This is a genomic window from Kitasatospora sp. NPDC101183 (assembly GCF_044767945.1).
In the GTDB taxonomy this organism is placed as follows: Bacteria; Actinomycetota; Actinomycetes; order Streptomycetales; family Streptomycetaceae; genus Kitasatospora.
Window position 1 is genome coordinate 23060 of record NZ_JBIWOW010000001.1, and the last position, 13988, is coordinate 37047.

Sequence of the window (13988 nt, forward strand, 5' to 3'; positions counted from 1 at the left end):
GGAACGCCGAAGCCCCGGGGCACTCGCCCCGGGGCTTCGGACTAGGTCAGCAGTCAGCGCACCGGGACTCTCTCCGGCGTCGTCGTGGCGAGTGCAGCGCGCTTCATGCCCTCCACGCTAGCAGGCCTCGTGCCTGATCGGCGAGCTTTTCTCCCAGGTCAGCGGAGGACGACACAGCCGCGCGCCGCCAGCGCGTCCAGCAGGTCGGGGGACGGCCGCACCTCGTTCCAGCGCAGGTCCAGCTTCTCCAACGCCGGGAGCGCGCCCGGGTCGGCCAGCCAGCCCGGCAGTTCGGTGATCCGGTTGGACCGCAGGTCGATGCGGCGCAGCCTGGGCAACCCCGCCAGCACGGACGGGAGTTCGGTGAGGGCGTTGCCGCGCAGCTCCAGCTCCCGCAGTTCGGTGAGCGCGGCCAACGACTCCGGCAGGGCGGTCAACGCGTTGTCGCGCAGCCACAGTTCGCGCAGTGCGCCCAGGCGGCCGAGGGATTCGGGCAGGACGGTGAGCCCGGCATTCTGCGCGCGCAGTTCGACCAGGGCGGTCATCCCGCGGATGGCGTCGGGGAGTTGGGCCAGCGGATTGTCCCCGACGTTGAGGTAGCGCAGGGCGGTGAGCCGTCCGAGGGTCTCCGGCAGGGTGGTCAGCGCGTTGTCGTGCAGGTAGAGGAAGTCGCGCAGCCCGGTGAGGTCGCCGAGCTCGTCGGGGAGCCGCGAGAGCCGGTTGTGCCCGAGGTCGATGGTCCGCAGGTTCCGCAACCGGCCGATGTGGAGCGGCAGTTCCTCGAGGCCGGTGTCGGCCAGGATGAGGACGGTCAGATCCGTACGGTCCCACGCCTCGGCGGGCACGGCGTCCAGAGGCTGCCGCCAGAGGTTGAGCACCACGTCCGTACCGTCGTCCATGTCGGTTCCTCGTTCGCTCCCGTACCGCCGGGCGGCGGCCCGCCCACTGTACGGACCCACGGTCGGGTGGTCCCCGGCGGTCCGCGTTTGGCGGCGGGCCCGGCGAGGCAGGAGCACTGCCGTGCCCGACAACCCGACCGAGGAGACCCGACCTTGACCGCCGCCCCGCTGCCGCACACCCTCATCGGCCACGGCCCGCACCGCGTGATCGCCGTCCACGGCTGGTTCGCCGACCGCGCCGCGTACGAGCGGCTGCTGCCCGACCTCGACCTCGACGCCTTCACCTACGCCTTCGTCGACCTGCGCGGCTACGGCGAGGCCCGCGACCTGCCCGGCCGGTACACCACCGCCGAGGGCGGGGCGGACCTGCTGGCGACGGCGGACGCGCTCGGCTGGGAACGGTTCTCCCTCATCGGGCACTCGATGGGCGGCGCCGTGGTGCAGCGCGTGCTCACCCTCGCGCCGGAGCGCGTACGGCGGCTGATCGGCATCTCCGCCGTCCCGGCCTCCGGCGTCCCGTTCCCGCCGGAGCAGTGGGAGCTGTTCGCCGGCGCCGCCGACCTGCCGCAGAACCGGGCGGCCATCATCGACATCACCACCAGCGGTGTCCGGCCCCGCGCCTGGGTGGCGCGGATGCTCGCGCAGTCGCTGGGGCGCAGCGACGCCAAGGCGTTCCGCGCCTGGCTGGACTCCTGGGCGCTGGAGGACTTCCGGGAGGAGGTCGCGGGACTGCCGCTGCCGGTGCGGGTGTTCGCCGGCGAGCTGGACCAGGCGCTGACGGGCGACTTCCTGCGGGGGACGTGGCTGCGGGACTACCCGAACGCCACGGTCGTGGACCTGCCCGCGACGGGGCACTACCCGATGGAGGAGACGCCGCTGCAACTGATCAGCGCCGTCGAGGAGTTCCTGGGCGAGGACGAGGGCTGAGCCGCGGGGCCGCCGCGCCCGCTGCCGGGCGCGGCGGCGCCGCCGTCAGCCCTGGCCGCCCTTGCTTCCCTGACTGCCCTGGCCGCCCTTGCCGTCCTTGCCGCAGAACACGTCCTCGAGCATCCCGAACTGCGCGCCCAACTGCGCGTAGAGCTGCTGCGGGTCGCCCTTCGAGGTCGTCGATACGGCCAGCCAGCGGTTGCCCGAGGACCACAGCTGGGACTGGTACCCGGGCATCGAGCCGTCGTGCCCGTACACCGGACCGCAGCTGAGGTCGAACCTGGCCAGCCCCAGCCCGTAGCCCGCCTTGCTCGGCGAGCCGTCCGGGGTCATCGGGATGGTGGCCTTCATCGCCGCCATCTGCTCGGGCTTCAGCAGCCGCCCGCCCAGCAGGGCCTTCTCGAAGCGGATGAGGTCGTCGGTGGTGGAGATCAGCTCGCCGGCGGTGGTGGCCCAGGTGACGCTCTGCTCGCTGATGTCGTAGTCGGTGCGCAAGGCGTCCGGGCCGGGGCCGTCGATCAACGTCGCGTAGCCGTGGGCGTGCGGGCCGCGGATGTCGGTCGAGGCGCCGGGGAGGTACGTCCTGGTCAGCCCGAGCGGGCGCAGGATGCGGGCCTCGATCTCGTGGGCGTAGGTGTTCCCGGTGACCTTCTCGATGACCATGCCGAGCAGGACGTAGTTGGTGTTGGAGTAGTGGAAGGAGGTGCCGGGCGCGAAGTACGGCGCGTGCGCCGTCGCGGCGGCCACCACCTTCTCGCGCGGGACGCTCTCCTTGAAGCCGCCGCCCTCGATCCACTTGCGGGCGTCGGCGACGTTGGTGAAGGTCGGGAAGAGGCCGCCGTCGGGCTCGTTGGTCGGGTCCCAGATGCCGGAGCTGTGGTTGAGCAGCTGGCGGACGGTGATGTGCGCGCCGTTGGGGACGAGCCCGGGCAGGTAGCTCTCCAGCGGGTCGTCCAGGCCGATGCGGTGCTCGCCGACGAGCTGAAGCACGGTCGTCGAGGTGAACACCTTGGTGATGCTGCCGACCCGGAACCGGCCGTCCGTGCGCACCGGCGCGCCCGTCCTGAGGTCGGAGACGCCCGAGCCGGCCCGCCGCACCCCGTCCTCGTCGAGCACCTCACCGAAGGAGGCCACCGCCCCGGCCGCCGTCACCTTCCGCAGGCCGGCCCGCAGCCGGGCCCCGAGATCGCCCTGGCCGTTGCTGCCCCGGTCGTTGCCGGCCAGGCTGTCGGCCCCCTGGCTGTACCCGTCCGGACCGAGCAGGGCGTCCTGCCCGGAGCCGGTCAGCCTCGGCGGCGCCTGCACCGACCCGGGAGACGGCACCGGAGCCGCCGACGCCGAGGCGACGGGCGCTGCCAGCGCCACACAGATCGCCGCCACCAGCACGGACACCCTACGACGCGCCATGAATCCCCCCATCACTGCGGCAGGCTCGCCGCCCGCCGTCTCCGCCCACCCTCTCCGTTCGATTCCCGGGGAACATCCGTCGCCGGGAGGAGGCGCCTCTCCGACCTCTTGCCGACCCCCGCGTACGCCGCACGGACGAGACAGCGGCCCCCAAACCCCCCTGACGGTCAGTTGGCCGACCGCACCCCCGGGCACCTGCCGGTCCGGTTGTCAGTGGAGGGCGCTATGTTCACGAACGTCAACCGGACCGGGCGGAGAAGGCGACCATGACGGATCTCAGGAACGAGGCGATCAGCTGGGAGGAGCTGCGGGCGCTCATCGCCGCGCGGGTGCCCCAGGGGGTCGTCGAGCGGCTCTCCGGCGTGCCCGCCGCCGAGTTGGGCCATGTCCGCGTGCCGCTGCGCAAGCTCCGCACGGAACTCGTGCGCGAGCTCTCCTCGGAGGACACCGGCCGGTACGTCGCCGCGTACGACCAGCTCGCCGCGCTGCAGTTCGCCGGGGTCTTCTCCGCCGGGACGGCCGCCCAGGCGCTGGACTGGCTGACGGCCCGCAGACTCCTCGACGTCACCTGGCCCAAGCCCGGCGGCGGTTCCACCAACGCGGACGACCACGCCCTCCTGCTGGCCCTGCTCCCGCCGCACCGCGAGAATGCGTTCCACCGCGAACTCGCCGTCCGGCTCGCCGAGTGGCTGCCCGCCCGGGGCGACCGCTCCCGCTGGCTCCTCGCGCACGGCCTCGCCGTCTGGTCGGGCGCCGAGCCCCCGGCGACCGACGGGTACGTGATCGGCTGGGTCCGCGAGGGCCACCTGATGCGTTCCTCCTTCCACCTCGAGATCGGCGAGTGGTTCGCCGAGCAGCGCCTGCGCGAGCCCGTGCCGCACCACGGCAGCCTGCTCGCCTGGCTCCGTGTCCAGCCCCGGCTCGGGGAGTTCGTCCGCCGGCTGTTCGAAGTGCCCGACGTCGGCACCGAGTTCACCTACTTCTCCGACCCCGGGTTCGAGCCGGAGAACGCCTGGCCGACGGCGCTCACCGCGCTCGCGGGCGAGGGCCTGCTCGACCGCGGCGAGTTGATCGACCTCTGCCTCGGCAAGCTCCTGCGCGGGGACCGTCCCGGGAACCTGCGCGGATTCCTCCAGCTGTACGCGGCGTTGGCCCTCGGCCCCGAGGAGGTCCTCGCCCGCGCCCGGGACCACGTGCGGCTGGCCGCCGACGGAGCACCGACCGCCGCCAAGTCCGCCCAGGCCGCGCTGGCCGCCGTCGATGACCTGCTCCCCGTCGAGGTGCTCGTCGAGCTGACGGCGGCGGTCCTGTCCCGCCCGGAGAAGGGCCTCGCCACCACCCAGCTCAGCCGTTCCGCCGCCGCTCTGCGCCGCGACCCCGCCGTGGCGGGCGAGCTGCTGCCCGCCGTCGGCGTGGCCTTCGCCCACCCCGCCCCAGCCGTTCAGGAACGCGCTCTGCGCCTCTCCGCCCAGTACCTGCCCGGCCTCGCCCCGGCCACGGCGGAGGCCCTGCGCGCCGCCGCCTCCGCCCTCGACCCGGCCCTCCGGCCCGAGGCCCACCGCCTGCTGGCCGCCCCGGCTCCGGCACCCGAACCGCAAGCCGTCACCCTGCGGACGGACGAAGGCTCACTCCCCGCCGCTCCCCCGGGCCCGTACGAGCTCGCCGAACGGCTGGGAGCCGTACTCGCCGACCGTGCGCCCGACCCGGGCGAGTTCGAGGTGGTGTTCGCCGCCCTCGTCGCCGAGCACCACCGCGACGCGACCGCCCTGCGCTCCGCCCTCGCCCCGCTCGTCGCGCACCGCGACGGGGAACCGGTGATGGGCTGGGAGGCCGGCCGGGTCGACGGGGCACTCGACTGCCTGCTGGAGGCACTGGCCGACCCCGAGCTCCGGGCGGACGGGTTCACGGCCGGGATCCTCGACCGGCCCGCCCACCTCCGGACCCCGGCCGCGATCCCCGCGCTGCGCGTGCTGGAGGCCGCCTCCCGGATCACCGACGCGCCCGTACCGCTCCTGCTCGCCACCCCGACCACCGCCGACGGCGCTCTCGATCCGGCAACCTTCGCCGACCGCCTCGCGGCGCACCGGGCCGCCGGGGCGCGCCCCTGGCCCGCCGACCTCGCCCAGGCCCTGCTCCGGCTGCCCCCGCACGCCCTGCCGGCCGCCCGCACAGCGGCCGCCGAGTTCGGCTGCGACCTGCCCTCCGACACCCCGCCTCCCACCCCGGACGCCTTCCACACCCAACGGCCGGAGCAACCCGAGCAGGAGGGCCAGTTCACGTGGACCTGGACGCCTCCGACGATCCCGCGCATCGCCCCGTACGTCCGCGCGCCCAGGCCCACCCCCGCAGGTGTCACCGGCCTGCTCCACGCGCTCCCCGACCCGGCGGACACCCACCGCTTCGCCCGCACGCTGACGCCCGGCGAACTCGCCCACCTGCCCTGGACGGCCCCCTGGCACCCGGAGACGGTCGCCTCGCACGCCCTCCCCTCCCTGGCCCACCAGGCGGACGCCTCCGCGAACCGCGCCCCCAACCCCCTGCTCCCCCTCCTCGCGGAACTCCCCGGTGAGCAGGCGTCCGTGTCCCACCTTCTGCTCGCCTACGGCCTGACGGCCTCCCGCCCCGAGGGCCGTACCGCCGCGCTCGACGCCCTGCTCACCCTCCACGCCCGGGGCCGGCTGCGCCCCGCCCTCCTCGGCCACTGGACAGCGGCGCTGTGGCGGCTGACGATCGCCAAGCCGGACCGCTTCCTGCCCGTCCTCGCCGACGCCGCCCTCCCCGCCTGGGAGGTCCTGGCCGCCCTCGTCACCGAACTCGCCCCCACCCCCGCCCTCCGGGGCCTGGCCAACCTCCTGTCCACGGCCGCCACCTGCGCAGCGGCCAACGGCATCCACACCTCCCTGCCTGCCCTCGACACCCTCACCGCCGCGCCAACCCCACCGCGCGTCCGAACGGAGGCCGCCCGGCTGGGCCTGCTCCTCACCCCGTGACGCCCGGAGCGCCCCGGGCCCGAACTCGGCCGGAGAACCCCAGGGTTGACATCGCACCGAGCGGGCAGAGAAGCTCCCAAGGCCACACGACCGGGGGGACGGGGAACCTATGCCGACAGCCATGCCATCAGACGGATACGGCAGACAGGCTCCGCTCCCGGCCCGCCCACCGACGACGTCCACGGCGTCCACGACGTCCACGGCGCCCGCCGACCAGGTGGCTCCGCGGCGCTCGCGGGTCGGCCTGGCGGCACAGTTCGTCCTGCAGTTCCTCTACATCCCGCTGGGGTTCCTGCTGGTGCTCGGCTTCGCGGTCCTCCTGCTCTGGGCGTCCTCCGACGCCGGCGGAGGCACCCCCGTGTCGGGCGGCGGAGGTCCGGGCGGGGCCCTCGGCGGGGTGGCGGCGACCGGGATCTCGTGGCGCCGGCTGCGCATCGAGTGGAACGGTCGGCCCGAGGAGTGGGAGCCCTTCACCGAGGCGCTGCTGGTGAGTCGCTTCGACTCCGCCCGGAAGTCCAGCGGCTGGGCGCCCTTCGAACTACCGCCCGGCGGCGTGCGCCGGGCGGTCACGGGCCTGAGCCGCCGCGACTACCGAGGCCTGGCCCCGACGGAGGTCGAGCAGCTGGCCCGGCGCCACGGCTGGTCCGTGGACTGGGAGAAGAGCAGGCTCGCAGAGGGGGACCTGCACTTCTTCCGCCTCATCCCGCCCCCGAGGCACCACGGCGTCCCCGACCTGTCCGGCCCGCCACCCGCCGCAGGGACGCCCTGGGGCCCGATGCGGGCCCGCATCCTGCTGCCGCTGCTCACGCTCCCCTTCCTGCCCCGGGTGCGCTTCCTGGAGCTGCGCCGCAGCCCCGAGGCGTACGTCCGCCACCTGCGCCGGTACCTGACGAGACGTCTCCGGGCCGAGCTGACCCGGGAGCGCAAGGCGGACGTCTACCGGTCCGACCCGGCGGGCCCCTTCCTGCGCCGTGTCCGCGTCCACCCCCGGCACTTCCGGGGCGCGGGCGCCGCCGCCCTCCTCCGGGTGGCCGCCGAACAGGGCTGGAAGCTCGACCACTCCTACCCCGCCGACCCGCAGGGCACCGTCCACCTCTGCTTCCCGGACGAGAGCCACGCGCCGCTGATCCGGGCGGGCAAGCCCCTCTAAGCTGCGTTCCATGATCCTCGAAAGCGCGCTGCTCGATGTCCTGCCCGGGCGGGAGGAGGAGTTCCTCGCCGCCTTCGCGCAGGCCCGGCCGTTGATCTCCGTCCAGAAGGGTTTCCGCTCCCTGGAGTTGCGGCGGTGCCTGGACGAGGGCGGCGGTTCGCGGTTCCTGCTCCAGGTGGAGTGGGAGACGCTGGCCGACCACACCGAGGGCTTCCGCCGCTCCGCCGAGTACGAGCAGTGGCGGGCCCTGCTGCACCACTTCTACGCGCCGTTCCCCACGGTCGAGCACTACGGGGAACCGCTGCTGACCGCCTGAGACCGTGCCGTCAGCGATGTGCGGGCGAGCTGCCGGTGAGCTGCAGGTGATCCGACGGCAGCGCCTGCGAGCCTCGACGGCAGACCGCTCGACCACGGGCGGCCCTGCCGCAGAGGAGCCCCCGCCCGTGCCGCCCGTCGCACCACCCACCACCCCCTGGAACCACCGCCACCTGCCGCGTGCGGACGGCAGCACCGTCCTCGTCACCGGCGGCAACGCGGGCATCGGCTACTTCGTCGCCGAGCAGCTGTCCACCACCGGAGCGACCGTCGTCCTGGGCAGCCGGAGCCTCGCGAGGGCGGAGGCGGCCCTCGCCTCCGTCCGCGCCCGTGTGCCCGACGCCCGCGTCCGCGCCGTGCGGATGGATCTCGCCGACCTGTCCTCGCTCACGACCGTCGCCGAGTCCCTGGGAACGGCGTCCCTCGACGCCGTCGTCCTCAACGCCGGGGTCGCGCTGGACGACCCGCCGCGCCAGGAGACCGCCGACGGCCACGAGTTGATGTTCGGCACGAACCACCTCGGCCACTTCGCGCTGGCCCGGTGGCTGATGCCCCTCCTCGAAGCCGCACCGGCGGGTCGCATCGTCACCATGGGCAGCTTCGCCGCGAAGTCCGAGCGCCTGGACCTGAACGACCTGCAGTCCCGGGACGGCTACCGCCCCAAGCGCACCTACGGACGGTCCAAGCTGGCCCAGATGCACTTCGGGCTCGAACTCGACCGCCGCCTGCGGGCCGCCGACAGCACGGTCGCGAGCATCGTGGTCCATCCCGGCGGCGCCCTGGACGGCCTCACCCCCTCGCGCCCGCCCGTGCACACCCGCACACCGGGCGCCCACCTGCGCGCGGCTCCCGCCGGCGCCTTCGTCCAGGGCAAGGACGCGGGCGCGTGGCCGGCGGTGCGAGCCGTCCTCGACCCGGCCGTCCGGGGAGGGGACCTGTGGGCGCCGCGCGTCCTCGGCCTGCGCGGCAGGCCCCGGCGCGAGCCGGTGTGGGCCCACCTCGCGGACACCGTGGCCGCCGCGCACCTCTGGGAGGCCAGTTGCGGCCTCACCGGTGTCGACCCGGTACCCTCCCGCTGAGGCCCCTGATGCCCCCGCCGCCACTGACGCCCCTGACGGTCAGTGGGAGGCCGGGCGCCTCACCGGGTGCTTGCTCAGGATCGACACCCGGTTGAAGGAGTTGATCGTGATCGCGACCCAGATCGCCGCCGACAGCTCGTCCTCCGTCAGCACCTCGCGCGCCACGGCGTACGCGGACTCCTGCAGCGCCGCGTCGGCGGGCGAGGTGGTCGCCTCCGCCAGCTCCAGGGCCGCCCGCTCCCGCGCCGTGAACACCTCGGTGTCCCGCCAGGCCGCCAGCACCCCGAGCCGCTGGGTGGTCTCCCCGGCCCGCAGCGCGGCGCGGGTGTGGACGTCCAGACAGAAGGCGCAGCCGTTGATCTGCGACACCCGCAGGTTGACGAGCTCGACGAGCACCCGGTCCAGCCCGGCCTCGGCCGCCGCCGTCCGCGCCGCCTCGGCGGCGGCCAGCAGGGCCTTGTAGGCTCCCGGGGTCTGCTTGTCGATGAACACCCGCCACTTCGCCGGGACCACCGTCACCTCGTCCACGAACCGCTCCTCCACGACTGGATTGCTTCCACCGGTCAGCCTGCCCGTGCATAATAGTTGAAACTCGAACGATCTGCAGGCGGAAGGACACACCGGCGATGAGCACCCCCGGCGACCTCACCATAGAGCCCACCGAGGCCATCGAGATCCTCACGCCCCGGGACGTGCCCCTCGGCGGCCCCCGCGCGATGACCGTCCGCCGCACCCTCCCCCAGCGCTCCCGCAGCCTGATCGGCGCCTGGTGCTTCGTCGACCACTACGGCCCCGACGACGTCTCCCGCAGCGGCGGCATGGACGTCGCCCCGCACCCGCACATCGGCCTGCAGACCGTCAGCTGGCTCTTCAGCGGCGAGATCGAGCACCGCGACAGCCTCGGCGTCCACGCCTACGTGCGCCCCGGCGAGATCAACCTGATGACGGCCGGCCACGGCATCTGCCACTCCGAGGTCTCCACCCCGGCCACCACTCAGCTCCACGGCGTCCAGCTCTGGGTCGCCCTCCCCGAGCAACACCGCGACACCGCACGGGACTTCCACCACCACACCCCCCACCCCGTCCCCCTCGAAGGCGGCGGCGAGGCCCGCGTCTTCCTCGGCACCCTCGCCGGGGACACCTCCCCCGTCCCCACCTTCACCCCCCTCCTCGGCGCCGAGCTCACCCTCGCCCCCCACGCCACCGTCACCCTCGACGTCGACCCCTCCTACGAGCACGCCCTCCTCGTCGACCACGGCGAACCCCACCTCGCAGGCACCCCCGTCCCCGCCGCCCACCTCGCCTACGCCACCCCCGGCCGCCCCACCCTCACCCTCACCAACCCCTCCCCCACCCCGGCCCGCGCCATCCTCCTCGGCGGCACCCCCTTCGACGAACAGATCGTCATGTGGTGGAACTTCATCGCCCGATCCGGCGAGGAGATCGCACAAGCACGGCTTGACTGGGAGAAGGGCTCCCGTTTCGGCGAAGTGCACGGCTACCCGGGCGACCGCCTCCCGGCCCCGGAGCTCCCGTCGATCCCCCTGAAGCCGCGCGGACGCGTGCGCTGACCTGCAAGAACGCAGCCCCGCACCGATAGGTACCGCCGCTCCCCGGGGCACGAACGTCCGGCCGCCTGGAAGACCGGGGCGGCAGGGTGGCGGAGCTCCAGTCGGTTCGCACGTATGGGCAGATGTGACAGTCTCCGGTCGGATCGATGCTGACTTTTTGCTGACTCATATGACGACCCATCAGGCATCGAGGAGGTCACACAAACGCAGAAACCCGTTCAACGAAACCTGGAGCGAGACCCGCCTGCGGACACACAAGCGAACCGGCAACCGGGGAGGCATGGGCGAGCACCGAACACGTCCAGTCGCTGTAGCCCGCCCCCGGCGTCACCGCCGGCCGGGCTCTCTCGGGCATCGTCGACCCGCCGATCAAGGTCTCCGCCCCCGTCACACTGGAGTACGTAGCCCTCGCCGACGCAGGAGGCTCACCGCCGTGGAGTCCCCACGCTGCCCCAGGCCACCCGATCAGCCCGCCACGATGCACGAGCCTCACAGGCTGAGTACCTGTGTCTAAAAGGTCCGGTGCATTTGCGCGAGTTTGAGATCGCGGCCGATGAGGCGGATACCGGGGACGGCGGTGCTAGCCAGCCCGCTTCGGACTACCCGCGCCGCCCGTTCACTCGGGTGGATAGCGAGTGATCGTTTCTGCTTGCGACGTTGGTGTGAACCAGGGGATGGAGGAGCCGGCCGAAGGAAATTGGACGTCCGACACATCGGCCGTCCGAAAGGTCATCATGAAACGACTCCGCGTTCCCGCGTTGGTGCTGGGTGCTCTTGCGCTTGGCTCCACTCTGGCCTTCGCCCAGGACCACCATGAACCCGCCACCGAAAAGAGGGCCGCTCAGGCAGCCGTCAACTACCAGTACGTATTCGGCGACAACATCTCGATTCCCCCCGGGCAGGAAACAGGCACCAGCGTCGATTGCCCAGAAGGCCAGGTACCCACGGGTGGCGGCATGGGGACAAACACAACGGGCAACGTCAACCCTGACTTCATGTACGCCGTCGGCCGAGAATGGATTGTGCGGGCGAAGAACTGGGGCAGCCTGGCTGAGAACATGAGGCCCTTCGTGATCTGCGCCCCGGGCACCTCGACAGGACCGTACCTGCAGGACGGAATGACGCTACCGGGCAGAAACTGACAGCGCGGGCCGACGAGCAGCACGGTGACCAAGCCGCCGTCTGCTCGTCGCCGAGTGTTCTTGCGGGCGGCTTCCCAAACCTCCCTGACTCGGCGGGCTGACGCGGGGTCGGGACCGCGGCAGAGTGGCTACTGGACGGCGCCGTGGGCGGGACCAGGCCAGGGTGGTGGCGGTGACCGTGAGAACGATCAGTCCCGCTGGGCTTCGCGGGAGGCCGGTTGTCCCGAGCGTTTGGACTACCGCTGGGTGATGCGCCTGGCCATCAGGGTGATCGCGGCCCAGGTGATCAGCGACTCGGATTCTCTGAAACTATGGACCGGAGCTTCTGGGGCCCCGCTGGTGGGGGTGTCTCCTGGGTAGGTCATGATGCGGCGATGAGCATGCAGCATCCTCAGGAAGTCGGCCAGGGGCACGTCGTGGCCCGGTATGTCGCTGGCGAACGGCGATACCTCGAACTGCTGGGGGTAATTTCCTCCGCCTTGGAGTGGAGGCGAGAGCTGCCTTCGTAGACTCGCTGCAAGCCGATTCTCTCCAGGCGAGCGACCAGGAGATCAGGGCACTCCTTGGATATGAATGGCGTTCCCGACTGACCGCAGCGCGGTTGGTTGGTGTCGCCCGGCGGGTTGAATGGCGCGAACGCATCGGGGACCTCCTCCTGGCCAGCGAACTCACCTATGCAGGTCAGGGCTACTGCTTTGCGCTCGCTCGGTTCGGCGGCCAGGACGATGCAGACATCCTTGTGTCCTATTTGAACCGTTATCTTCCACAGTTGGAATGCCGGTATGGCCAGGAACCCGCCCTTGGGGCTCTCATGAGAATGGATTCCCAGTTGGGCACACGTCACGCCGAGCGATTCGCTTCTCCGGACGGCCTCTGGGAGCGCTGGGTCGATGCGCTTCCGCATACGCGCGGGACCGCGACCGCCTGGGCGGACAGCTCCGGAGCAGCGATCGACGCATGGTGCGGGCCCTGGGACGCTTGAGTAGCAGCGGTAGTAGGCGAGTTCGCCGGTGGTGCGGTTGCGGTGGATGAGCAGGTGACGGTGGCCCAGTTGGGGGTCGGGCAGGTCGATCACCGCCCAGTCGTAGAAACGCTGCCCCTTGGCTCCAGTCCCGGCGGACAGCTTCTGCCAGGCCCGCTTGGGGAGCTTCTTGGCCAGGGTGTCCGCGCGGAACTTCCCCGCCTGGGTGGTGACTTCATGGGAGCGGGCCACCGCCAGCACATACCCGGTGCCACGTTCCTCCAGGGCGGTGCGCAGTTTCGGGTTGCCGCCGTAGACCTCGTCGCCGACTACCCAGGGGGCGCGGTGGCCGACGGGCAGGGTCTACGGTGTGACCTGCGGCCACCGCCTGATCGTTTGTCTTCACACACTGATGATCAACGGTGGCCGCACCCATGTCCCCGCCCGGCCCCGATCGGCGAGATCACGAGCCACGGCCCGCGACACCAGCCGAAGATCTGAGGAGAGACACCACGCCATGTCGGACCTCCCCTCTGCCACGCGCGCGCTCCTGGCAGGCGAAAGCAGCGCGATCGCGATCGGCGACGCCGAGCGGACATTCATCGAGACGATCACCTTCGCCGGCCCAGACGAGATCCTCGACGCAGTGCACCAAGTGCTCTCGGACGACTGGATGGGACTTCCCGTCTGGGCCCGGAACCTGGCGTTCCGGCTGGCCTGCCTCCAGCGCCCGGACGACCCGGCACTCCACCGCGAAGCCGCCGCAGACCTCCTGTCCTTCGGGCCGGACTGGGACGACAAGGCCAATGCCATGTTCCAGCAGGCAGAAGCGCTGGAAGCCCGGCCGCCCATCGACGGGTGAGCAACGCCGACCACGGCTCAGCTGTCCGGCAAGCAGCCGCAGTGCACCATCGCTGGCCAGGTCAGCCCGACACCGACTCCCGTCGGAGGTGACTACCAGCCACCCCCGAGCACTCGCCAAGATCACGATCTACCGCTGGAGTATTAAGGAACATCGGAACGGCAACCGGCGCTAAGAGCTCCTAACAAAATGAGGTGAGGGATGCCCCCGATCGGGCGAGGATGTCTCAGTACTCGCCGATGAAAGGGCAGTTATGGGCGACAGTGCTCCGCGGGAGCTCATCTCCCTCGCTGATGACGAGGGGAACGGCGTCACCGTCAACGTTCTGGGACCGAGCGCCAGCTGGAGTGCTGGCCTCGACGCCGAGATCGTCGTCAAGACGCCCTTCGTGGCCGGCCGCATCGACCTCGCGTTGTCCGTCTCGAAGCTGGAAAGCTGGGCGAACGCGCTGGACAGGCTCGACGCCGGCGAAGATGTCGCCTGGATGGAGATGAGCAGAGGGCCGTCGATCTTCATCCAGCTCACGGGCGAGCGTGACTGCCCGGAGGTGGTCGTTGAGGACGAGTCGGGGTCCATGGTCACCGTGCGCGTCCCGCTCGTTCCGCCGGACGACTGGATTGCCGACCACCGGCAACGCCTGCACCGGGCGATGAACTACTGGGTGCCGTTGCTGTCAGGGTAGGGA

Annotated in this window: 13 protein-coding genes and 1 pseudogene; 10 read left to right on the forward strand and 4 right to left on the reverse strand. The window is 72.0% G+C overall.

Going from position 1 to position 13988, the window contains the following annotated elements:
- Positions 1–158 precede the first annotated feature (158 nt).
- A complete protein-coding gene (locus ACIRRS_RS00100; protein WP_402962442.1) occupies positions 159–899 on the reverse strand; it encodes a leucine-rich repeat domain-containing protein in 741 nt (246 codons plus the stop codon).
- 153 nt (positions 900–1052) lie between these two features.
- Here ACIRRS_RS00100 and ACIRRS_RS00105 point away from each other — a divergent pair, with 153 nt between their 5' ends.
- The gene (locus tag ACIRRS_RS00105) at positions 1053–1826 is read left to right on the forward strand and encodes an alpha/beta fold hydrolase (RefSeq protein WP_402962445.1); all 774 of its coding nucleotides are present in this window, start codon (positions 1053–1055) and stop codon (positions 1824–1826) included.
- Positions 1827–1871: 45 nt separating this feature from the next.
- Here the strand turns inward: ACIRRS_RS00105 and ACIRRS_RS00110 are convergent, their stop codons facing one another.
- Positions 1872–3233, reverse strand: a complete 1362-nt coding sequence (locus ACIRRS_RS00110) for a serine hydrolase domain-containing protein (protein WP_402962447.1) — start codon at positions 3231–3233, stop codon at positions 1872–1874.
- 266 nt (positions 3234–3499) lie between these two features.
- On the opposite strand from ACIRRS_RS00110, the gene ACIRRS_RS00115 reads away from it, so the two are divergent.
- From ACIRRS_RS00115 to ACIRRS_RS00130, 4 genes are all read left to right on the forward strand, one after another.
- The gene (locus tag ACIRRS_RS00115) at positions 3500–6223 is read left to right on the forward strand and encodes a DUF6493 family protein (RefSeq protein WP_402962449.1); all 2724 of its coding nucleotides are present in this window, start codon (positions 3500–3502) and stop codon (positions 6221–6223) included.
- Between the two features lie 121 nt (positions 6224–6344).
- Entirely contained in the window at positions 6345–7373 is a 1029-nt protein-coding gene (locus tag ACIRRS_RS00120; protein ID WP_402962452.1) for a hypothetical protein, read from the forward strand.
- 10 nt (positions 7374–7383) lie between these two features.
- The gene (locus tag ACIRRS_RS00125) at positions 7384–7689 is read left to right on the forward strand and encodes an antibiotic biosynthesis monooxygenase family protein (RefSeq protein WP_402962454.1); all 306 of its coding nucleotides are present in this window, start codon (positions 7384–7386) and stop codon (positions 7687–7689) included.
- A gap of 127 nt (positions 7690–7816) precedes the next feature.
- Entirely contained in the window at positions 7817–8767 is a 951-nt protein-coding gene (locus ACIRRS_RS00130) for an SDR family NAD(P)-dependent oxidoreductase (RefSeq protein ID WP_402962457.1), read from the forward strand.
- Positions 8768–8806: 39 nt separating this feature from the next.
- Here the strand turns inward: ACIRRS_RS00130 and ACIRRS_RS00135 are convergent, their stop codons facing one another.
- Complete coding sequence (locus ACIRRS_RS00135; protein ID WP_402962459.1) at positions 8807–9295, reverse strand: carboxymuconolactone decarboxylase family protein; 489 nt, start codon at positions 9293–9295, stop codon at positions 8807–8809.
- Between the two features lie 98 nt (positions 9296–9393).
- Here ACIRRS_RS00135 and ACIRRS_RS00140 point away from each other — a divergent pair, with 98 nt between their 5' ends.
- The 3 genes from ACIRRS_RS00140 (at position 9394) to ACIRRS_RS00150 (ending at position 12462) form a co-directional block, all read left to right on the forward strand.
- The gene (locus tag ACIRRS_RS00140) at positions 9394–10338 is read left to right on the forward strand and encodes a pirin family protein (protein ID WP_402962462.1); all 945 of its coding nucleotides are present in this window, start codon (positions 9394–9396) and stop codon (positions 10336–10338) included.
- Positions 10339–10973: 635 nt separating this feature from the next.
- Positions 10974–11480, forward strand: a complete 507-nt coding sequence (locus ACIRRS_RS00145) for a hypothetical protein (protein ID WP_402962464.1) — start codon at positions 10974–10976, stop codon at positions 11478–11480.
- 484 nt (positions 11481–11964) lie between these two features.
- Entirely contained in the window at positions 11965–12462 is a 498-nt protein-coding gene (locus ACIRRS_RS00150) for a DUF6000 family protein (protein WP_402962467.1), read from the forward strand.
- On the opposite strand, the pseudogene ACIRRS_RS00155 reads toward ACIRRS_RS00150, so the two are convergent.
- Positions 12415–12801: pseudogene (locus tag ACIRRS_RS00155) on the reverse strand (IS701 family transposase); the annotation flags it as partial. The gene ACIRRS_RS00150 and the pseudogene ACIRRS_RS00155 overlap by 48 nt on opposite strands.
- Before the next feature lie 157 nt (positions 12802–12958).
- Here ACIRRS_RS00155 and ACIRRS_RS00160 point away from each other — a divergent pair.
- Entirely contained in the window at positions 12959–13303 is a 345-nt protein-coding gene (locus ACIRRS_RS00160; protein WP_402962469.1) for a hypothetical protein, read from the forward strand.
- A gap of 253 nt (positions 13304–13556) precedes the next feature.
- Positions 13557–13985 (forward strand): DUF5959 family protein, encoded by a 429-nt coding sequence (locus ACIRRS_RS00165; protein WP_402962472.1) that lies wholly within the window; start codon positions 13557–13559, stop codon positions 13983–13985.
- The last annotated feature ends 3 nt before the right edge of the window (positions 13986–13988 follow it).